Origin of the sequence: Pseudoselenomonas caprae (assembly GCF_008271345.1) — a bacterium.
Taxonomy (GTDB): Bacteria; Bacillota; Negativicutes; order Selenomonadales; family Selenomonadaceae; genus Selenomonas_A; species Selenomonas_A caprae.
Map to the genome: position 1 here is coordinate 63,671 of NZ_VTOZ01000004.1, position 21,844 is coordinate 85,514.

Annotated in this window: 23 protein-coding genes; all 23 read left to right on the plus strand. The window is 51.9% G+C overall.

The window, feature by feature from the left end; translation table 11 throughout:
- The first annotated feature begins 4 nt into the window (after positions 1-4).
- The 23 genes from FZ041_RS02835 (at position 5) to FZ041_RS02945 (ending at position 21,797) form a co-directional block, all read left to right on the plus strand.
- Positions 5-634 carry an epoxyqueuosine reductase QueH gene (locus FZ041_RS02835; RefSeq protein ID WP_149188435.1) on the plus strand — a complete coding sequence of 210 codons (630 nt, stop codon included), beginning with the start codon at positions 5-7 and terminating at the stop codon, positions 632-634.
- Complete coding sequence (locus FZ041_RS02840) at positions 627-1,799, plus strand: SpoIID/LytB domain-containing protein (protein WP_149188436.1); 1,173 nt, start codon at positions 627-629, stop codon at positions 1,797-1,799. Before FZ041_RS02835 ends, FZ041_RS02840 begins: the two co-directional genes overlap by 8 nt.
- Positions 1,800-1,818: 19 nt before the next feature.
- On the plus strand, positions 1,819-2,922 hold the full coding sequence (queA, locus tag FZ041_RS02845; protein ID WP_149188437.1) for a tRNA preQ1(34) S-adenosylmethionine ribosyltransferase-isomerase QueA: 1,104 nt from the start codon (positions 1,819-1,821) through the stop codon (positions 2,920-2,922).
- 354 nt (positions 2,923-3,276) lie between these two features.
- A complete protein-coding gene (locus FZ041_RS02850; protein ID WP_187626287.1) occupies positions 3,277-4,977 on the plus strand; it encodes a vWA domain-containing protein in 1,701 nt (566 codons plus the stop codon).
- A gap of 27 nt (positions 4,978-5,004) precedes the next feature.
- On the plus strand, positions 5,005-7,197 hold the full coding sequence (locus FZ041_RS02855) for a transcriptional regulator (protein WP_149188439.1): 2,193 nt from the start codon (positions 5,005-5,007) through the stop codon (positions 7,195-7,197).
- A 76-nt stretch (positions 7,198-7,273) separates the two neighbouring features.
- Positions 7,274-7,702 carry a hypothetical protein gene (locus FZ041_RS02860; RefSeq protein WP_075442511.1) on the plus strand — a complete coding sequence of 143 codons (429 nt, stop codon included), beginning with the start codon at positions 7,274-7,276 and terminating at the stop codon, positions 7,700-7,702.
- An 18-nt stretch (positions 7,703-7,720) separates the two neighbouring features.
- A complete protein-coding gene (locus tag FZ041_RS02865; RefSeq protein WP_014423949.1) occupies positions 7,721-8,146 on the plus strand; it encodes a hypothetical protein in 426 nt (141 codons plus the stop codon).
- An 81-nt stretch (positions 8,147-8,227) separates the two neighbouring features.
- Positions 8,228-8,662 (plus strand): J domain-containing protein, encoded by a 435-nt coding sequence (locus tag FZ041_RS02870; protein WP_075442510.1) that lies wholly within the window; start codon positions 8,228-8,230, stop codon positions 8,660-8,662.
- 31 nt (positions 8,663-8,693) lie between these two features.
- Positions 8,694-9,263: an FHA domain-containing protein gene (locus tag FZ041_RS02875; RefSeq protein ID WP_149188440.1), complete on the plus strand. Its 570-nt coding sequence runs from the start codon at positions 8,694-8,696 to the stop codon at positions 9,261-9,263.
- Between the two features lie 279 nt (positions 9,264-9,542).
- Entirely contained in the window at positions 9,543-9,995 is a 453-nt protein-coding gene (locus tag FZ041_RS02880; protein WP_149188441.1) for a hypothetical protein, read from the plus strand.
- A 284-nt stretch (positions 9,996-10,279) separates the two neighbouring features.
- Positions 10,280-10,726, plus strand: a complete 447-nt coding sequence (locus FZ041_RS02885) for a hypothetical protein (RefSeq protein WP_149188442.1) — start codon at positions 10,280-10,282, stop codon at positions 10,724-10,726.
- Positions 10,705-10,962 carry a hypothetical protein gene (locus FZ041_RS02890; RefSeq protein ID WP_149188443.1) on the plus strand — a complete coding sequence of 86 codons (258 nt, stop codon included), beginning with the start codon at positions 10,705-10,707 and terminating at the stop codon, positions 10,960-10,962. Before FZ041_RS02885 ends, FZ041_RS02890 begins: the two co-directional genes overlap by 22 nt.
- 83 nt (positions 10,963-11,045) lie before the next feature.
- Positions 11,046-11,486 (plus strand): hypothetical protein, encoded by a 441-nt coding sequence (locus FZ041_RS02895; RefSeq protein WP_149188444.1) that lies wholly within the window; start codon positions 11,046-11,048, stop codon positions 11,484-11,486.
- A 32-nt stretch (positions 11,487-11,518) separates the two neighbouring features.
- Positions 11,519-12,094, plus strand: coding sequence for an FHA domain-containing protein (locus FZ041_RS02900; RefSeq protein WP_075442507.1), 576 nt, complete (start codon positions 11,519-11,521; stop codon positions 12,092-12,094).
- Positions 12,072-13,025 (plus strand): PP2C family protein-serine/threonine phosphatase, encoded by a 954-nt coding sequence (locus FZ041_RS02905; RefSeq protein ID WP_255449209.1) that lies wholly within the window; start codon positions 12,072-12,074, stop codon positions 13,023-13,025. The genes FZ041_RS02900 and FZ041_RS02905 overlap by 23 nt, the downstream gene beginning before the upstream one ends.
- On the plus strand, positions 12,982-14,952 hold the full coding sequence (locus FZ041_RS02910) for a PP2C family protein-serine/threonine phosphatase (RefSeq protein WP_149188445.1): 1,971 nt from the start codon (positions 12,982-12,984) through the stop codon (positions 14,950-14,952). Before FZ041_RS02905 ends, FZ041_RS02910 begins: the two co-directional genes overlap by 44 nt.
- Before the next feature lie 21 nt (positions 14,953-14,973).
- Positions 14,974-15,795 carry a tetratricopeptide repeat protein gene (locus tag FZ041_RS02915; protein WP_149188446.1) on the plus strand — a complete coding sequence of 274 codons (822 nt, stop codon included), beginning with the start codon at positions 14,974-14,976 and terminating at the stop codon, positions 15,793-15,795.
- Positions 15,774-16,508 carry a hypothetical protein gene (locus FZ041_RS02920; protein WP_149188447.1) on the plus strand — a complete coding sequence of 245 codons (735 nt, stop codon included), beginning with the start codon at positions 15,774-15,776 and terminating at the stop codon, positions 16,506-16,508. Before FZ041_RS02915 ends, FZ041_RS02920 begins: the two co-directional genes overlap by 22 nt.
- 18 nt (positions 16,509-16,526) lie before the next feature.
- Entirely contained in the window at positions 16,527-19,301 is a 2,775-nt protein-coding gene (locus FZ041_RS02925) for an Hsp70 family protein (RefSeq protein WP_149188448.1), read from the plus strand.
- A gap of 13 nt (positions 19,302-19,314) precedes the next feature.
- Positions 19,315-19,923 (plus strand): hypothetical protein, encoded by a 609-nt coding sequence (locus FZ041_RS02930; RefSeq protein ID WP_149188449.1) that lies wholly within the window; start codon positions 19,315-19,317, stop codon positions 19,921-19,923.
- Positions 19,924-20,034: 111 nt separating this feature from the next.
- Positions 20,035-20,598 carry a hypothetical protein gene (locus FZ041_RS02935; protein ID WP_149188450.1) on the plus strand — a complete coding sequence of 188 codons (564 nt, stop codon included), beginning with the start codon at positions 20,035-20,037 and terminating at the stop codon, positions 20,596-20,598.
- 47 nt (positions 20,599-20,645) lie between these two features.
- Entirely contained in the window at positions 20,646-20,981 is a 336-nt protein-coding gene (locus FZ041_RS02940) for a hypothetical protein (protein WP_149188451.1), read from the plus strand.
- Between the two features lie 276 nt (positions 20,982-21,257).
- Entirely contained in the window at positions 21,258-21,797 is a 540-nt protein-coding gene (locus FZ041_RS02945; RefSeq protein WP_075442501.1) for a PAAR-like protein, read from the plus strand.
- Positions 21,798-21,844 lie beyond the last annotated feature (47 nt).

The following is a 21,844-nucleotide window of genomic DNA, read 5'->3' on the forward strand; positions in this document are numbered from 1 at the left end:
AACGATGAAACTGCTTTTACATATGTGTTGCGGGCCGTGTTCGTGCTATCCGGTCAAGAAATTGCGCGCAGATGGCATCGAGCCGGTGGGATATTTCTTCAATCCGAATATCCATCCGTATACCGAGTGGGACAGGCGGCTCAAGACAGCGAAGGAATTTGCCGAAAAGGTCAAGATGGAATTTTATGCCGATGAGAACTACCGCTTGCGCGACTTCTTGAAAAAGGCACTGCCTGCAGAGGCTCTGCCCAATGGCCGCTGCACGATGTGCTATACCTGGCGGCTCGAGGAGGCGGCGCGTTTTGCGGCAGCAAATGGCTTTGATGCCTTTACGTCGACGCTATTCTATAGCATCTACCAGCAGCACGATTTGATGAAGCGTACGGCCGAAAAGTTTGCCGCGCAGTATGGCGTGCAGTTCTACTACGAGGATTTCCGTCCCGGCTGGCAGGAGGGCATCGACATCAGCCATGAGCTGGAGCTTTACCGTCAGCCATACTGCGGCTGCATCTTTAGTGAAGAGGAGCGCTACAGCAAAGCCATCCGCAAGCAGCGGCGCAAGGAGAACAAAGCCAAGAAGCGGGCCCGGCTCGCAGCTGAGGCTGCGGCGGCGAAGGAGGCAGGCCATGAATAAGTGTGGGAAGATTCTCGGAGCAGTCTTTGCAGCGGCCCTGTTATTTTGGCCGCTTGCTGCCGAGGCCGCTTGGCAGCCCGATTTGCTTATCGGTCTGCAAAAGGGGCAGACGGCGGTCAAGGTCAGTGTGGATAAGGCTTTTGTGATTCGCACGGTCAAAGCTCATAAGGTGCTCTATAAGGGCAGTGCCGATAAGCCGCTGACGATTGCCTATCGTGATGGCAGTTTTGCGGTAGATGGCAAAAAGCTCAAGGCAGGCCAGGAGGCTATCGAGTGCATCGTGGCCGATGAACGCCAGCTGGCGCAGCAGGTCACGCGCATCAATGGCCGTGCCTATCGCGGGGCGGTGCAGCTGCAGCCGAAAGGTGCGGGCTTTACCGTGGTCAATCACGTGACGGTTGAGGAATATCTGCGCGGCGTGGTGCCTGAGGAGATGCCGCCTGAGTGGAATACCGAGGCGGTCAAGGCACAGGCCGTCGCTGCACGTACCTTTGCCCTAAGCAGCCGCAAGCGTCATGCCAGTGAGGGCTATGACCTTTGTGCGACGACGCATTGCCAGCAGTATAGCGGCCTTGCTGCGGAAAAAGCTGGCGCTGACCGGGCGGTCAAGGCCACGGCCGGTGAGGTGCTGACATATCGCGGCAAGCTTATCGATGCGCTTTTCCATACGGATTCGGGCGGCATGACCGAGAACAGCGAAGATGTCTGGGGCAGCCGGATTCCGTATCTGCGGGCGGCCAAGGAAGTGCATACCAAGACGTATCCGTGGGAAAAGAATATCACGGCGGCAAATCTTGCCTCAGTGCTTGCCAGCCATGGCAAGAATGTCGGCGAGCTCAAGAAGGTGGAGCTGGCAGATCTGCAGCCGGGCAAGCGCGTCAAGGGGCGTACGGCTTCGGGCCGCGTGCAGCAGGTGCGCTTTACGGGCAAGAATGGTACGGCACTTGTTAGTGGCAACGATTTGCGCAGCTGGCTGGGCCTCAAGAGCACGATGTTTGACATTTCGCTGCGCGCCGGTGTGGTCTTTATCCGCGGCTATGGCTGGGGACATGGACTGGGGCTCTCGCAGTGGGGAGCCAAGGCGTATGCCGAGGAAAAAGGCTATAAATACACGGAAATCCTTAGCAATTATTATGCGGGGACGACGCTGAAGAAACTATATTGATAGATTGAAGGACGAAAACATGTTATTATTATCCGATTTTGATTATGAACTGCCGGAAGAGCGCATTGCACAGGTTCCTATCGAGCCGCGCAACGCATCACGGCTGATGGTGCTCGACCCCGTGGAGAAGACCATCGAGCATCGTCATTTTTATGACCTCAAGGAATATCTGGAGCCGGGTGATACACTGATTTTCAATGATACGCGTGTTATGCCAGCTCGTTTGATTGGACATCGTGACCAGACGGGCGGCAAGGTCGAGGTATTCCTGCTGCGCCGTCTCGATGCTACGCATTGGGAGACGCTGGTAAAGCCGGGCAAAAAGGCCAAGCCGGGCAATGTCATCAATTTCAGTGACGAGCTTTCGTGCACCGTTACGGATCATACGGATTTTGGCGGCCGCATCGTCGAATTCAAATTCGATGGCGTATTCGAGGAAATTCTCGACCGTCTCGGCGAGACGCCGCTGCCGCCATATATCCATGAGAAACTCGAGGATAAGGAGCGCTATCAGACGGTCTACAACCGTGAGGAAGGTTCGGCCGCTGCGCCGACGGCTGGCCTGCACTTCACCAAGGAGCAGATGCAGGAGCTCAAGGATATGGGCGTAAATCTCGGCTTTGTCACGCTGCATGTGGGCCTTGGTACGTTCCGTCCGGTAAACTGCGAGGACATCCAGAAGCATGATATGCATAAGGAGTTCTATCGCATCTCGGATGAGACGGCTAAGCTCATCATGGATACGAAAAAAGCCGGCCATCGCGTCATTGCGGTGGGTACCACGAGCATCCGCACGCTGGAATCGGCGGCGGACGGCAAGAATGAAATCAGCGGCAAGAGCGGCTGGACCCAGATTTTCATCTATCCGGGCTATGATTTCAAGATCATCGATGGTATCGTGACGAATTTCCATCTGCCGAAATCGACGCTGATCATGCTCATCAGCGCCTTCGGCGGCCGCAAGTTCATCCTCGATGCCTATAAGAAGGCTGTGGAGATGAAATACCGGTTCTTCAGTTTTGGCGATGCCATGTTCCTGCGGGTACAGCAGCCAAAAGACGAAAGAGACAAAGAGCTCCTCGAGCTTGAAGCCAGCCATCAACAGAATACTGTGGAAGCGTGATTCCGCTACTTGATAAGTCCCCGGCTTTATGCCGGGGGCTTTTTTTATTGGAAGTTTCTTCGATGATTCTAAAAAACAAATGAGAATAATTTTTATCTAATCGTAAAAAAACATTTAAGTGAGTTTAATTGTTCTATAGTACCATGCTAAACGTGCACATAATAAATAGGATAAATCATAGGATAAAGAAAAGGTAACAAAACCATTAAAGGTGGCTGGAAATCGGCGGGAAGGATGGTGGGAAGTTTAGAATTTGAAAGCGAGATTAAAGCCTGGCAATGATGTGGATGATTGTGAGGAGGAGGAACAACGAAAAGGATTCAATGGAACGTTTTTGGACGGATAGCGGCTGTTTTGACGGCAGGCCTGCTGATGCTCGGGTGCCGGGGAGAGACTGCCGGGCAGGTGGGCCTGCCCCAGCAGCTGCAGCGGCAGGAAGTTGTTTTCCTGCTGGACGCCAGCCAGTCGATGGTGGCAGCAGATCCCTTGCGGCTGATGCCGGAGACGGCGCTGGAGATGTGTGCAATGCTGCCAGCCAATTGGGCGGTCGGGATATATGCGTATAGCGATCAGGTGAGTCTATTGCAGCCGCTGGCAGGGCTCAGCCGCTTGCCGGCGCCGGCTTTGCAGGGGATGCAGTACGGCGGCTATACCAATACAGGCGCGGCCATGCAGCAGGCGGTCACAGCCTTTGCCGCCGATGGCGCGTCTGCGCGCAGCATCGTGATTGTCACGGATGGCGAAATCATGCTGCCGACGAGCGAAGAGACCGTCGCATCGGTAAAGGCCTTTCAAGAGGCGATGGCTGCCTGCCGTGAGCGCGGCATCCGGGTTTATGTGCTGGCGCTTGGCGGCAGTCAGACAACGCCGCAGGCCAACATCTACGCGAGTGATATTACTTATGCCACGGCGCCGGATATGGCAGCTGTGCCAGCTGTCGGGGCCCAGCTGCTGGCTCAGAACTGGGCGATTGGCAAAAGCGAGCGGACAGCCGATGCGAGTGGCAGGGCCGACCTTTCGCTGCCGGTGCCAGCAAGCGCGGTCCGTCATCTGCGGCTGGTGGTTCGCAAGGGCGATGGCAGTGCGACGCAGGCAAAACTGGTGGGGCAGGATTCGGGACATCAGGTCTACGATGGCCCGTCCCTTACCATCTGGGATATCAAGAATCCTGCGGCGCATATGGTGCTTACCGGATTGCCGGCTGGCCAGCAGGTCGAGCTGTATCCGCAGCTGACGGCGGATTTGCAGGCGGAGCTTGTGGCTGGCGAAGCAGATGACCAGTGGCTGAAGCTTAGTGTGCGCACCGCCGATGGCGACAGGCAGCCGCTGCTGGATGACCGGGCGCTGGCGGACAAAGAAATCGCCGTATGGCTCGATAACGATTACTATCCGGGCTATGTCCGTGATGGCAGCATCTGGGTGGAGCTGCCGCAGGATTGGCAGGGCGCGGAGAACATCCTGCCGGTCTTTTCGGCCTGGGGCTGGAATGTGGACTGCACGCCAGCGTCGCTTATGGTAACTGTGCCGGAGAAAAAGCAGCCAGCAGAAGGCTCCTCGGTGCCTTGGCTGCTGGCGATTGGCGGCGGGGCCGGAGCCTTGGTGCTGATTGGCCTGCTCGTTGCCGTGCAGCTCAAGACGCGGCGGCAGCGGCGCCAGCAAAGGCCGCTGCCTGCGCAGCAGCAGCCTTTCTGGGCAGAGCGCTATGTCGGGGAGCTTACCATCCGCGATATCCGCACCCGCTCGGGGCGCGACCACCGCGTGCGGGTGCTCAATCTGTATCGTCACTTGGAGCATACGGCGCTGCCGCTGCGGCGTCTTTTCCATGAGTGTCAGCTTCCCGATACGCTGCCCGGGCTCGATGGGCTCAGCGTCCATCCGGGCAAGGCAGGCATTTGGCTCGACAACGATTCGCAGGCAACCCTGCTCAAGGATGGCGAGCTTATCCTGCGCGGTACCAGCTGCTTCATGGGCTACGATGAGCCGGTGCAGCTCTCCTTCGGCGATGAACAGCTGGCCTTGACGATGGTACTCAAGGATCTGAAACCACAGACCTGAGAAAGATATGAAAAGGAGTTAGACAAAATGGCAAAAATCATTTCACAGACGAACCGCACGCTGCTGTTCGAGGAAATCAATCCGGAAAAGCTCGACCTGCTCACGATGGTCGGCGATACGAATGCGCTGGACAGCTTGAGCGATGAGAAAATCAAGGAGCTCAATGAAAAGCTTTTGGTGCATGATTTCCAGGAATTCCTCGATAAGTTTGACCCGGTCGTGTATTCCTTCTTCAATGCCAATACGCAGCGCGTCATGTATACGCTCAAGCGTCCCGAGAATGTGCCCGATGATCTGCTGACGGCCATCCATTTGAACATGCACAACGATTTCTTGCGTATGCTGCTGACATTGGTGGACACGAAGCGCTCGCAGGGGCTTTTGAATGTCGATTTCAAGTTCGAGAAGCTCACGGATCTCATCTCGCCGCACAAGGTCATGGAGGATATCAAGCAGGAGCGCAAGGAGCTGCGCTATGTCTATAGCAAGTATGTCGAGCTCGAGGATGGCGACCCGAAGAAACTCGACTGCGGCGACAAGCTCAATGTCATGTTCGAGGAGGCCAGCAAGAACTACAACAATGTCATGGCCATGCTGCCGCTGGCTATCGAGGATATCAAGACCCGCCTGCTGCTCGGCACGGAGCAGGGGAATCAGCAGGACACGGCGCTGGCCCTCGGCGTGCTCACGATGGGCGACAGCGGTGAGCTCAAGGTCATCGAAGCGCCCAAAGAGCAGACCCAGGCGCTGGTGACGGTGGATGACAATATCAATGAAGGCCTGATTGCAGCCATCGAGGACGACTATGAGGCGCTCAATGCGGAAAACCATAACGACTATGTCAAATCCCTCGTTGCGCGTACGTTCTGCCCGCTGCCGTCGTCCATCGTTTCTGCGGTCGATATGGCGCAGGAAATAGAAAACTACAATACGTATCTGGATTTCTACAAGCAGGCCAAGGACGACTTCATCAAGACCGTCAAGCCGCTGATCGAGAAAATCCTCGGCGTGCGGATGTTCTTCGAGCAGTATCCGGCCCGCACGAAGGGCATGCGCCCGGCGCTCTTCATCACGAATGTCAAGAACGACCTGCTGGCCCAGGCCAAGAATTTGCCGCGCCTGCGTACGTTCCTCAATACGGTAAATGCCAAGAACGATTTCAAGAACACGGTCTGGTATGCCATCTATCCGTCGCTGGAGCTTGACCGCCCCGCGAAGGCGCGCATCACGCGGCAGCGATTTGCCGGCAACAATGCGCCGAAAAATACCAGCGCCAACAGTCTCGAATCGTTGAGTGCAATCCTCGATGTACTCAAGGATTTCCGCGTGCAGTGTTTCTTCAACTTCGAGACCAGCGACAAAACGAGCTTCAGCAGCATGGCGACCGAGGGCATCGACAAATACGTCGAGCGCTGCGAGCCGTTGACGGACCGCTCGTACAGCGAGTATGCCATCCCGTGCCTGCCGAACTTCACCGTGATTCCCCGCGACAAATCCGGCGTACTGCTCGATACGAAGATGAAAATCAATGCGAACAATATCGCCGAACTGTCAAAGGATCAGCAGGATATCATGAAGCTCTGGATCGATGGCGTCTATATCGATGCGGCCTATGTGGCGGCTGGCATCGAGGCGGCCTGCCAGGACCCTGTATTCCTGCGCGATGTATTCCGCCGCGATGTCGACAGCGAGCTGCCGGGCGTAGCCTTTGACTTCGAGTCTGGCGACCATGCCCTGCAGGTGCGTACGACGCTGGCCAAGGAAATCACAGGCTTTACGAATCCCATCAAGGATGAAATCAATCGCCGCGGCTTTGGTTTTGTCTTTTCCTCGGAAAATGCCGTATTCGCCGGCCAGCATATTACGAACATCATGGTCTACAAGGCACGCAATCTGCTCTATGATGAGAACCTCGGCGTCTTCGAGCCGCTCTACAAGACCCAGGTCACGACCTATATCGAGCGCATCCTGCGCCATGCTTCGGGCGACTTCAAGCAGGATCATATCGTGGAGTTCTTCAGCAACAACCCGAACAGCCAGAAGAGCAAATGGCTCAGCAAGCGCAACATGGTCAATGCCATCATCGGTGTCGGCGATGATATCGACTATGCTATCGACGAAGAGAACGGCATGTGCACGCTCGATATCACCTTCAATGGCAATATGCGCAATCTCACCATCGAGACCAATCGTATCACGACAGCTCACCGCGCCTCTTGACGCGAGCTCAGGCTGCCAGCTGGCGGCCGCATAGATGTTTTTTAGAAGATCCGATTCCAAAAGGAGGAAAAAGACTATGGGTTTTCGAGTTAATGTTACCGGCGGTGCCGAACAGATTTCGTTCGACGAACGCAGTATCACGAAGGTGGAATTCTACTCCGATACGCCGGATGATTCCAATGCCCGGGCACGGGATATCCGCCTGAGTGTCAAGATATGGGGCAAGATGAATTTCTCGCTGGGCGGCCAGTCCGTCGACAGCACGCTGGGCGCAGCTAAATGGGCCGGGGTACCGGCCGAGCGTGCCGACTGCTACCGCAATGCCGTCATCGATGTCGTCGCGGCCGGACAGATTGTCCGCCAGTATACCTTCCCCAATGCTTTTGTGGTCGAGTATACGGAAGACCTCGACGATGAGGCCGGCGTGGGCCAGTTCTATCTGCATATCAAGCAGAAGAAAGACCTCAATACGGCAGTACAGTTAAATGGCGGCTTTGGCGCCTGATAGAAGGAGGAGAAACGTATGTCTTTTCAGGTACAGGTAACCGGCGCGGAACCCTTTTCTATTGAGCCGGAATGCACGAAACATGTAAAATTCAGCACGGATATCCCGATGGACTCCGATGCCCGCACGAAAGATGTCGGCGCGACGCTGGTCATCTCGGGGAAAATCCTTGCCAATGCAACAGGCGCAGCTGCTGACAGCACGCGGCAGATGCTCCTGTGGTCTGTGGTACCGGCGGAGCGGGCTGAGGCCTATCGGAATGTTACCGTGACCTATGTGGCTGGCGGCGTGGTGGAGCGCAAGTACACCTTCACCAATGCGTTTGTCGTTGACTATCAGGAAGTTTACGATGATGGCGATGGCAACGGCACCTTTACGCTCTGGCTCAAACAGAAGAAAGATAAGATGGCTGAGTTGCAGGTTGAAGGCGGATATTCTGCCTAAATAAGGAAGACCGCTCACTTTCTTGGCAGCTGAAGGGGTGGATTGAATGTCCACCCCTTTAGTAATAACAGGAGAAATCATATGAAAGATTATTATAAAATACTTGGCCTGTCCCCAACGGCAACCAAGAAGGAAATCAAGAAAGCCTTCCGCCAGCTGGCCCGCAAATATCATCCGGACTTGCATCCTGGCGATAAAGCGGCGGCTGAGCAGTTCAAGCGCATCAACGAAGCTTGTCAGGTGCTTAGCGATGAGAATAAACGCGCCCGCTATGACCTTGACCGCAAACAGCAGGGGCAGCGGCAGCAGACACAGCAGTGCAGGCAGCATACGCAGCAGCAGGCTGCACATACCAGCAGTGCGAAGCCGGATTTTAGCCAGGCCTTTTCCCGCCGTGCGTTTGAAGATGCATTCTTTGCCGGTATCCAAAAGCCAACGGCCAAGGATGCAGGCAGTGACAAGAAGAACCCGCTGGACACCAGCGACTTGTTCAAGGGCTTCTTTGGTTTTTCTTGAGCGGACGAAAGCCTAGAGAGGAGAAGATATCATGTATCGGAAACAAATCACTACGGCCTTGCTCGGCATCGCCGGCATCGCACTTAGCATACTTGCTGGCCTTACGGATCTGGGCAATCCTGCCGTGTCGGGCGCGCTTATCGCGCTTGGCCTTGTCCTGTTCCTTTGGGCAGTGGCAAGCCTCATCCGCTGCCTGCAACAGCCAGTGCCAGAAGTCATGCCGGAGAATCCCGCAGCAAAAAGCGAACCTGCGGCTCCCGCAGGCATCACGCAGCTCAATTGGCTAAGCGAAAAAGGCGATATCCTCAAAAGCTGGAACCTCTTCAATCGCACCGGGCTGGTCATTGGCCGTGACTATCAGGAGAACATGGTCGACATCGATCTCGAGAAAAGTCCTTATGCGCCACTCATCGATATCGAGCATGCGGTGCTCAACTACGCCAATGCCGAATGGTATGTCGAAGATCTTTCCAGCCGTAACGGCACCCAGCTATGCAAAGCAAGAGACGGCCGCAAATACCAGCTGACTGCTGGCGAACCCTGTAAAGTAGAAATCGGCGACATCATCATCGTCGGCATGACCCAGCTGGAGCTGGCGTAGGGAGGACAAATGGTGGTATCGATAGCACTTGTCAGCCGATGGCCGATTATCAGAATCGCTCACTTACCACCGAGCATGGGAAAAAGCTCTATCTGAATCCCCGCGATATGGGAGCCAGCGGCGCAGGTGGAATGCTTAGCTTGACGGATGGGAAAGTGTGGTATATCGGCACAACCTCACAAGTGTTGGAGCCAATAACGCAGCCAAGGAAAACCAATACGCCTAGAGGCCCGGATTTTAGTGACTTGGCTAATAATATACTGGGGACTGTAAAATTATATGTTATTTTCTGATGATTTAATACCAGAGTTTAAGGAATGGGCTCGTGTAAATCCTGATGATGTGAAATGGAAATTTTTTCTGAATTATAAAACAGACTTGCAGACTGCGTTAAGTGTCGCAAGATTATTTACGCCGGATATTATAGAAAAAGATGGCTGTTACTTTCTTAGAGATACGTATTCTGAAGAAACTTATAAAGGATGGAAAAAAGAATTTGGCGATGACAAGTCAAAAATCGAGTATATGATGAACTATTGTGATGTGTCAGATTTCTTTTGCCCGAATACAGAAGATGATGGAAATTATGATGCGGAAGTCCAGGCATTAGCGCATACACTCGATTACTTTTGGACAAACTGGTTTCGTGACCAATATCCAGAGGCGCATTTGAAGGTTGACTTTTTTGATGACTATGATGAATTGTCAATCACTGTTTATGCAGAACGATAAGCGTAGTTATCATTCCAAAGCACCGGCAAAGTAACCATAAAAGCACAAGATGCTATCCACATCCATGGGAAAAAAGTTGACATGTCAGCACTGACACAAATCCGGCTGATGGTGGCAGGCAGTGAGATAAATCTCAACAACATCCATGACCATGGCGCGGATGGAAAAGTGTGGTATTAAAAAATGGATCTGCTCATGTTGTTCCTTCACGACCAGAAGGTTATTAAGGAGAAGAAATGGATGAATTAATATTTAAATTAAATAAATATCATAATTAGGATAGGTTGATTTTAAAGTATGATGATGGCGCAGTATTGTCTGGTTATATTGACACGATATATGAAACAGATAATGGATTGGATGAGGATGAGATAAATTTTGAAGAGTTCGATGCTTGTGCTTTTAGAATTGATAATGTTATTAAAAATAGCGTAAGGAAATACAGAAAGGGTGAATATATTGAAGTTAGTAGATTCAATGCACCGTATCTAATTGTGGATTCTAATAATAAGGTTGTATGGAATGCAAAGGTGAAAAGAGCCTTTCTATATCAAGGAAATGGTGATGATGTCACGGAAATAGATATTGCTGATGTTGTAAAAGAAGATAATCCAGTTGAAGAAAATGTAAATGATATAGCCAAAACGTTTATAAAATCAGATGCTCAAAATGTGATGAGTATTTGTATGGAATGGAATGGAAGGGGCATTTGTACCGATATATTTGGGTAAATGATGAACGTGATGAAAGTATAAAACAAAATTGTATAGGTTTATGTGGTGAGTTTATTAACGATCTTAATGATGGAAGAAGAGAGTTACATTATATGCCTGGGAAAGTCATTATGATAAAACATGATGCTGGTGGGGATAGTTGTACATCTATGGATGCCGATGATTTGGTTTTATTATATAGAGATATAGAAGAATCTAATCATATAAAAAAGAAATATGCGGAAAAAGATTAATTTAAAAATCGGTTGATGATGAAAAGGTAGTGAGATGATATATAGCTTATGTAAATGATTCAAATAGGAGAAAAGGAGTTGCAATGGGAAAAGGGTATATATATCGAGGGTATGGAAGTGAAATAGAAGACATTGATGTATCGGATATTATAAATAACAATGAACCGATAGAAGAAGTTGTGAAGAAGGTGGTAAGAAAATTTATAAATCATGATGTTGATTACGGAATAAGCATGTATGCTACATGGAAGAGCGGTGTGTATCGGTATATATGGCTGCTGGAAGACGAATATGGAGAGGATATAATCAAAAATCATATTGGACTGTATAGTAAGGTAATAAATTGTTTAGATGAAGGAGAGGAAAGAGAAGAGCTGATTTACTGGCCAGGCAAGATTATTTTATTGAAACATGCAGATGATAAGTGGCATTTTACGGATATGACAGATGAAGGGAGGGAACTGTTTGAATCGGAAATCGAAGATTCAAATCGAATAAAAAAGGAACTTTGGAATATTGATTAGAATATCGGTAAAAATAAAAGGAGTTTTGAGGAATGAGTGGTCTTATTCGTTGCCCGAATGGGCATTTATTCAGTTCGCGGCGGTATGGTACGGTTTGTCCGTACTGTAATATCGAGACGGCGACGCAGGAGCGCAAGGAGACGAGCATGGTCGGCCAGAGTGATGTCGATGTGGACGAGATGCTGATGCTGGAGAAAATCGATCCGGTCTGTGGCTGGCTCGTCTGCATCGATGGGCCGCGGCAGGGAAAGGATTACAAGATAAAGTCCGGCAAGAACTTCATTGGCCGTGCCGATGATATGGATATCCAGATTCTGGGGGATAACCGTATTTCCCGTCGCAATCATGCGATTCTGGTCTATGACCCGAAAAAGCATGAGACGGTGCTTTTGCCAGGCGACTCCAATGGCCTTGTCTATCATAACGAGGCGGCTGTCTATACGCCGGTGGTGCTGTCGGTCTACGATGTGATCGAGATGGGCGAGAGCAAGTTCTTGTTTGTGCCGTTCTGCGGCGATCATTTCCGCTGGGAAGATCCGTCGGGACTGCCCGAAGAGGGCGGTTATGAGACCGAGGGAGAAAGCGATGGCAGCTATGGGAATGTATAGTCTGCTCGGGATCGGCGCACTTATCGTCGTACTGCTTATCGTGCGGTTTTGGCCAGAAAAACAAACTGTGGTGGAGGAAGCTGTACCCGAAAAAAACGAGCCGCCGCGCAATCCAATTGGCACGGCGGCAACGATTGGCCAGCGGCAGCTGCAGCAGGATCTGACCGGTAGTGCCTTGGGTGATGCAGGCGGGCTTTTGCTGCTGGCTGATGGCCGTGGGCAGGCGGGCAAGATTGCGGCAAAGCTCGCTATCGATACGTGCCTTGATCTCTATCAGGAGTGTCAGGCAGGCGAAAAGCCGCAGTATTATTTCCGCAAGGCGTTCCAGGCGGCCAACCATAAGATACTCAGCGTTCTGGAGGACGGCCGTGGGTCGACCTGTCTGGCCGCGGCCATCATCGAGCGAAGCCGTCTTTACTATGCACTGGTGGGCAACAGCCGGATTGCCTTGTTCCGGGATGGGGATTTGGTGCCGGTGACCGAGGGACAGACCATCGATATCCTGGCCCAGCACCGTTATCAGCAGGGGCGCATTTCCAAGGAGCAGGCGTTGAAGCTGCTGCATGAGCGCCGCCTCTACAATTTTGTCGGGCAGGATGGCTTTCACGATATCGAGTTTTTCAGCGAACCTATCGAACTGCAGCCAGGCGATGTGGTGGTCATCCTGTCCGATGGCGTGACGGAGACCGCGCCCTGGCGCAAGATTGAGGATTGCTTGAGCCTTCCGATTACGCCGCAGGAAAAAGCGCAGCGGATCATTGCGCTGGTGGAGGCCAGCAAGCGGGAGGATAAGGATAACGCCAGCGTTATCCTCTATGATTTGCATGATCCGGCAGCAAAGCCTGCCGGGAAGAAACAGGGAAACAAGAAGAAAGGGAGTATGAACCTTGAGAAAATCAAACAGCGACTTTCGGACCGCCTTTGTGTCTGAGACAGGCAGCCAGCTTGTCAATAACGATTATTTTGCCTTTGTGGAGCTTGACGACTACGCTTGCTATGTCATTGCGTCGGGGATTACGGATTTCAAGGAATCGCAGGGCGCTAAGCGGGCTGTAGAGAATATCCTGCTGAGTTTCCAGGAGCAGCCGGGGATGTCGAAGATGGCGCTCAAGCGCTATCTGCAGGATGCCAATGACCGCTTGGTGGCCAGTGCTTCGCGGGAGAAACTGCGGGCGTCGGTGGTGGTCGTGGTCACGGACTATGAGAAGATGCGCTACGCGTCTGCGGGTAATGCCCGTCTGCGCATGTACCGGCAGGGGCGCATGAAAATCCAGTCCAAGGATCAGTCGCTGGCTCAGGATCTTGTCGACCAAGGAAAGTCTGTAACAACGGTGGCTAAGAGCAGGGAGCGCAACAATCTCTATGCGTACCTGGGCAAGCGCGACGATTTCACGCCGTTTATCTCGCCGCAGTTGAAGCTGATGGATGCGGATATCATCAGTCTTTATACCGAGGGAATCTGGGAGAATGTGGATGAAGGCGAGCTTGACGATGTCTTTGTCGATGCAACCAATGAGCCCCAGGAGTCTGTCGACTATGTGGAGGAGCTTTTGCTGTCGCGTCAGCCGCAGGATTTGCGCAATTACACGATGGCAGCGATTTTTGTCAATCGGGTCTTCTCTGACCCGGAGCGGGCCCGCAAGCGCCGCCGCCGCATCCGGCTGGCGATTGCCGCTGCCGTGCTCTTCCTGATGGTTGGTGGTTTCTTCTTCTACCGCTATCATGCCCATCAGACGGCGGTGCGGGAGATGTATGCACAGGAGCGCCGGATGCTGGCCTATTGCAGTGCGGAGAACTTTGTACGGGCGCAGAAAGAGTGCGACGATTGCGTGCAGAAGGCGACGAAGCTCGAGGAGACGGCTGAGGCGGAAAAACTCGAAGCATATCAGCAGACCATCGATGCCATCGTGCAGGGCGATGATGCGTTCCGCGACAAGGATTTCGAGACGGCCTACGATCGCTTCCAGTCGGCCAAGGAGCTGTCGCGTCAGTCGGATATGCTCGGCAGTGACTATATCGACCACCGCATCCATCAGAGCGGTGAGCATTTGTCGGTCGATGATCTGATCAGCCTCGGCGACCATGCTTTGGAATCCGGGGATCTTGATAAAGCCGAGGACTACTATTTCCAGGCACGTGACAAAGCCGAGTGGCAGCACTATGCCGAGGGCAAGAAGCGGGCAATCGAGGCGCTTAACAAGCTCTATGATGCCAAGGCCAAGCAGCTTGGCAAGCAGGATGAGGCCAGCAAGGCCTTGATGCAGGCAGCTATCAGCAAGGGCGACAGCCTGCTTTCGGCGGGCGATTATAAGGGCGCTGAGGCGGCCTATCTGGAAGCGCGCCGCATGGCTGCCCAGCTCGGCGATAAAGGCGGCCGCGACCAGTCGATGAGCGGTCTTGAGAGCCTGCACAAGGCACAGGGCGAGGCCGAGCAGGCGATGCAGAAAAAGGCTGACGACTATGCCAATGCCTTCGGCGCGGCGGCCGTAATCGAGACGAATGGCGACCGGGCGGCTGGCAGCGGCAATTATTCCGAGGCTGTGGCCTGCTATAACAGTGCCTATGCCAAGTATACGGCCCTGCGCGAATACGGCGAGGCTAATAACGTGAGCGACAAGCTCGCAAGTGCCCAGGCCAACCTGCAGAGCCAGCTCGAAACGCAGGCGACGGCCAAGAGCTATGAAGACCAGGCGCGCAACCTCTATGCTGCTCACGACTACGACAATGCCAAGCAGGCAGCGGAGCAGGCCAAGGCTGCCTATCAGCAGGCAGGAAACAGTCAGAAAGCTTCCGAGATGGATACACTGCTGGCAAGCATTGCTGCTGATACGGCAATCGCGGCCGGGCTCCCGCAGTAAGTGAACAGAAAGGAAATCGTTATGGACTATCAAAAACAAGTGGTGGCCATGGCACTGGCCTGTACTTGCCTGCTGCCGGCATCGGCAAGCGCTGCTTCTGCTGATGTTTTTGCTGATGTGGGCAAGATTGCCGTGGCCGAGCAGGTGCTCAGCAAGCTGCATCTGCCAGGCATCGGCAAAGCATCGCCGCAGGACAAGGCCGCCCGCAAAGCGCAGCGCGAAGCCAGGAAGACCCAAAAGCAGCTCGAAAAGGCGTATCGCAAGTACGATTTCGAGGCCGTACAGGCATGGGCCAGGGAAGGTGATCCCGAAGCCCTGTGCATCGTGGCCTATGCCTATCAGACCGGCCAACAGGTAGAGCAAAGCAAAGAGAAGGCCGCAATCTGGCAGGGGAAGGCAGCACGGCTGAATGCTTCGTTGGCCAGGATTTATGCAAGCCCTGCTTACCGGGACAAAAAACTGCCACTGGCGCGTCTTTATGCCATGGCTGGACGGCGGGCGCATCAGGGGCAGCTTGTGCCCCAGAGCTATGAGGCAGCCGTACGCTGGAGCCAGCTGGGCGCGCACGAGGGCGATACCGTGGCACTGGCCTATATCGGCTCAGCCTATTATACAGGCCGCGGTTTGCCGCGCGATGAGAAGAAGGCCATCGAGTATTTTGAGCGGGCACCGCATGATCCGCTGTCAGTCAGCTTGCTGGCTGATGCGTACAAGAATGGCCGCGGAGTACAGCGGAATACCGAAAAGGGAGAAGCATATGCAACCTTCCTGCGGATGGCGCAGGATAAGATGGATAATCGTGTCAAGAAAGGAGTTTTTCCATGGGGTTCAGATTACAGGTAAACGGGGCAGAGTCAATCGCACTGGATGAGAATATGATCCGGACGGCCGAGACGGAGATGTTCACGCCGGCAGATTCACGGGCGCGTGCGTCAAAATGCCTGTCCACTATCGTCGTGACAGGCAAGCTCTATGCAGCTGCGGAGGGCAATGAGACGATGAAGCTCTTCAACTGGGCACACTGCCCCGCAGAGTCGCCCGATGCTTATCGCGATGTGGTACTGACCGTGGTCTTTGCCGGCAATACGTTCCGGCAGGTGCATTTGTCCAAGGCTTTTGTCGTCGACTATCAGGAAAGCTACGAGGATACCGAAGGCTTCGGCACCTTCCGGCTGGTCATCCGGCAGAAGACCGATTTGGTGGATAAAGTGACAGCTGGTGCAGTAAGCGGCCTGGGCGCTTTGGGCGGAGCACTTGGAGGAGCCATGGGCGGCGCTATGGGCAGCCTGGGCACCACGGCAGGGATACCGCTTGCAACTGGTGGCTGCTTTGGCCCTGGCCAGAAAATGAACACGGGCAAAATCATGGGGGAAATCGCCCGGCAGACCGCAGAGGCTGAGGTGGTCAAACACGCAGCCAAGGCGTCGCCAATTGCGGGACAGATTACGCAGGCAGCAGCGGCGACAGCCGAAATCCAGCAGGCGGCTAAAAAGCCGCAGGAGATGCTGCAGGGAAAGAACAGGAAAATGAATATGGATGATTTCATCATCCATTAAAGGCAAGGGAAGAATGGTATGGCTAGGAAGATAGGATATACGTTGAATCGCAACGGGAAAATCGAAACCAACAAGAGCGAAGGGACAAGACGCTATTACCGCCGTGAGCTTTTGGGCATGTCGACGGTGCAGCTGCAGGAAATCGCACGCCGCGAGAAGGTCATCGTCGGCATTGTCAATCCCATGGACAAAGAAGCCTTGATTGAGACCATTATGCGCTATCGCGGGGCCGATGATAATCTGCTGATCCGCAGGTATTCCGAGAAAGGCTGGAACGCTCTGGAGGCGGCACTGAAGAAAACCGTCTGGCAGCAGGCGGCAGGCCTTGCGCCCGAGTGCAGTGGCAAGTTCATCGTCTGGCAGCAGCTGGCCGTCGATTTCTATGACAATCTGAAGGTCCGCTATATGCCTGAGCTAATCGGTACCAATGCGCTGGTGGTCGATGGCGACAGGAATCTTTGCGGCATCTTCAATGTCGAGCCCAAGGGCAAGGCGCAGGACTATCTCTATCTGCGCAAAGAGGCGGGCCTTCCCTGCAAGGAGGCGGCAGTCAAACGCTATACGTTGCTGTTTTTTGACCGGTCAGCATCGGCGCAGATTTTCCGCCTGTATAGCGGCGAAATGACCTATACGCCCGAGAATATCCGCCTGGCGCAAGTGTCGTTGGTAGACTTTATCGTTCGCGAACCCAAGACGTTGCATCTGCCTGTAGCGATTGACTTTGGTACCTCCAATACTGCTGCCGGCGCCTATCTTGACCACCTCTATTTCGAGAGCCAGCAGCTCGAGACGCCGCCAGGAATCCGTGAAAATGAAATCAATTATGCGATTTTCTACGACCGGCTCCATGATTTTGCCGCGACGAATCTGCTGCCCAGTGTGGTGTCGGTCCTTTCGCTGCAGGATCAGGAGGAACCACAGTACCTGTTTGGCTATGATGCCGTCGAGATGGCCGCCGACAGCTATATCGATGAGGGCTTTTGTGTCTTTTACGATATGAAGCGCTGGATTAGCGACTACGAAAAGGATGAGGAAATCACCGACCGTCATGGACGGCGGGCCTTTGTTCCCCGCAAGGAAATCCTGCGGGCATTTTTCCTGCATGTCATCCATGCCTTGGAAAACCGCCTCAAATGCCGCATCAAAGGCATCCATATCTCAAGTCCGGTCAAGCAGAAGTACCTGTTCCAGAAACTTTTTCGGCAGATCCTGCCCGAGTATGCGGTGGAGCATGACGCCATCGATGAGGGAGTGTCCGTGCTCTACAATACCGTCAGTGAGCTTATCGAGCAGAAAAAGGCCCGCAAGAATCAGCTCTATCATGCCCTTATCATCGATTGCGGCGGCGGTACCACGGATCTTTCCTCCTGCAAGTTCCGCGTGGATGACCAGCGGGTGTCCTACAAGATTGACATCGAGACGGCCTATGAAAATGGCGATACGGATTTTGGCGGCAATAATCTGACTTATCGAATCATGCAGCTGTTGAAACTCAAGATTGCCGAGCAGCTATCGGGCGAATACGACCGGCATAGTAAGGATGCCCGCTGGGCCCTGCAGCATGAGGTCTATGGCGCGCAGGCAGCTGTCGATGCCCAGGCCCGCGAGCAGCTGCGCCAGATTCCGCATAGCAAGGAACTGCTGCGGGCCTTTGATGTAGATATTTTCCGCAGTGTCGATGAGCATGGCACGGAAGCTCTGTATCAGGCCCTCGATAGGGCCTATGCTGCCGTGGAGGCTGTCCTGCCGACGAAGTTCAAGGAATGGGAGAAAGAAAGCCGCACGGATTACTTCAAGGTCAAGAATAACTTCTATTTTCTGTTCCATTGCGCCGAGCAGGTCAAGAAAGCCTTTTTCGAGAAAGCGGGTGCACTCAAGATTATCCTGACGGCGGAGGGAAATCATGAAGCGCCGGGGCGCAATTGGCAGCTGCGGCGGGAAATCCCCATCGATGACGGCGAATCCATCGTGCTGCCGATGGATAAATGGAAACTCGCCGTTCATCAGGCGGGCGGCATGGTCACGGTCAAGCAGCTAAAGGATATTGTGTGCAGCATCTTCGATGTCAATCTGCTGCTGACGCCGGATATCTACGGCGTTATCGCCCGCTTTCTTGACCCGCTCTATGAAAGCGGCGACATTGAAGATTACAGCATTATCAAATTGACCGGTCAATCCTGCAAAATCGACCTGTTCCGCGACTCGCTCAAGGAATTCGTGCCGGGACGGGTCATCAAGTCCAAGCGCAAATCCGGGGACAGCTCGGACTGCCGGGAGCTCAAGATGACCTGCATCGATGGCGCGCTCAAATACCTGCGCGACAAGAAATACGGCTATGCCGATGTCCATATCATCAGCCAGCCGCCGAAACTGCCGTATAGGCTCACGGGCTTTACCCATAATGGTGAGGAGATTAACCTGATTGATGGCATGGCGGGCCTCAGCCATGGCGAGCTTTCGCGCAATATGGATAACCTTACGCTCATGCTGTACCTCAAAGATGAAGATGGCAGTATCCGCTATAATTTCACCTATACCTGCACGCAGGCAGAATTCACACCCAAGACCCAGGAGGAAATCGAAGCCATCTACGGCGAGCACATCCCGCAGGCTGATACGGATACCATCATCCACCGTGAGGCGAAATTCTTTATCTGGTCGGAACCAAAAGAATGGGGTTTTATGATCGTTCCCGTCTACCGCGAGGGAGAAACCTTGATGCTTGGCAAAGAGAAATTCCAGAGCTTTGAAAACGATGGCTGGATGAACAGTTTCTTTGATGGAACGAAATAGGGGGGCAATATAAATGCGTTTTGACCAGGAAATATATCGCCAGCAAAATGAGTGGCGGGAACAGGAAAAACTATCAGAAAAGGTGGTTGATGATGTCCTGCCATCAATCGACGAGACGATGACAACGGTGGCGGGGATTGACTATCACTTTGCCGATAGGACTTTTTTCGATGGTGCTTTGACTCTTCGTATCCCCAGCGAATTCAAGCTCTTGGGGAAGGAAGTCATGAAGCAGTTCTTGCCAGCTTGCCGCGAAAATCAGTTGTTGTTAAGTGACGACGCGGCGATATTTACCATAAGTCTTTTGCAGCAAAATCGTAAACTGGAACAAAAGGATTTAGAAAAGGAAAAGGATACCTACTGCCAAGTCATGCCGAAACTGGCCGCCGGCGTGCATATCCACGCCGCTGAGATTCTCGCGGGAAAACATCAATCCCTTGTCTGGATAGAATATACCAATGAAACTGTAACCGAGCGCATGTATAACTGCTTGTTTTCCAGTGGCCTCGGAGCTGCATCGGTAACAGGTTCCATCAGCTTTACCTACGCCCAGCGGCAGGTTAAGGATATCGCCAGACAAATCGCTTTATCGTATACGGATAGGACACAGAAAGGAGCTTGAGAATATGGGCGCTAAGGAATACATGACCATGATGAGTGACTACAGAACGCGGCAAGAAAAATACTGCTCCAAATAGTTTATGTGTAAAAATTTTAAGGAGTTAGTATTCTTATGATGACTGAAATCAAGGCATTATTCGTGGTTGTTGTATTATTTCTTTTATTATTAGGAGGTAGTGTTTTGAATATAGATATAAACGCTGGAGATAGTAGTAATGATGCTTGGAAAAGTACAATGTTAGAGCAATCGGATGGAAAAAAATTATCGATAAAACTACCGTTTGTGTTAGATGGATATACGAAAATTGACAATGTGGATGGTGTAAAAAAAGAAGAGAAGTTTTATCATCAAGTAGATGATATTACTGTAGCGGTAGATCATGGTGTAATAGATGATTCCAACAAGGAAATCGATTTTTCGCAAGATACTTTCCTGATGGATTATGGTGATTTAGATGACAAATGTTGTGAAAAGATAGAAGAAAAAAACATCCATGGACAGAATATGACTTATGCAAAATTATCGGCCAAGAAAAATAGTTATCCATACACGTTTGAATGTTTTGGTATTCATTCGGGCGAAGATTATTGGATTATTACTTATATTTATAACGAAAACAATAAGGCAAGCAAAGAGTTGGTGAAAAAATCAATAAAATCGATTGAGTTTCATTAATTGATACTATAAATACCTCTAAGATAATCTTTTCGGGGTATATGCTCATGTTTGTTGATTGTGCAGTGTGGGGGATACGAGTGGTAAGAAAAATTGTAATGTATTTGCTTTTGGTAGGTATGCTGCTATCCGTATATGATTCATTTGAAAATTATATGATAAATGGCGATGATTTTAGTCGTGATCCCCAAGTTATGTATGAAATATATGACGAGTTGCCGATCCCTGATAATACGAAGGAAATTGAAAGAAAAGAGTTTATAAGAAAAAGATATTCTCTATCCTTGTACGTTTATTATCACACAAGTCTACCCGATGAGGATATTAGACAGTTTTACATCGAAAAGTTAGTTGATAAAGGTTGGCAACAAATTGAAGATTAAGGCGGAACTGGAATCACCTTTAAAAAGGGAAGATGGGAAATATCGGTTCATAATGAAGTAGATAAATATTTTGTGGATATATACAAAATCTACAGCAGTACGTGAGTGGAGGAATAACGGAGGATAAAGCAATGCGAAAGATGCAGAAGGTAAAGTAAAGAATCGCTACACCTACGACGCCTTCGGCAACACCGCAGAAAAAGCAGAATAGATTGTAAATCGCCCGACAAAACGCTTTATCGTATACGGATAGGACAAAGAAAGGAGATTGAGAATATGGGCGCTAAGGAATACATGACCATGATGAGTGACTACACGAAGTGCACCTATGGGAGCATGAAAAATCAAATCAATATGCGCGATGATCATGGCGTTTTGTCGCGCAAAACAGGCAAGGCCGTGCTGAATGCCAATGACCATAAATGGCAGGAAAATATCCTGGGGTATGGGATGTGCAGTGCCTTCTGTGATGATAATAACGAGTATGCCCAGCTGATAAATAGCGCCCAGCAAAACGGAAACCGATTCGTAAGGCCGCGCGTAAAATGCGTCTGCCATGCACGCACGGAAGAAGCCTGGCGCGATGGCGATAAGCATTTTGTCATTGAAGGGGCACCGGTACTGACGAAAGAAAGCACGCTCGAATGCAGGTGGGGCGGCGTAATCAGCTTTTGCGACCCACCAAAACCAGGCGATGACGATGTGCCACAGACTATGGGCGAAAAAGCAGCAGGAGCGATTGCAGGAGTCGCTTCATCATTAAAGAAAGAAACAGAGGCAATAAAAAAGAGTTTGACTAAGGATAATACCAAGTAAATACCAAATCTACAAATATGAATCATGTCTGTTATCGATGAAAAAAA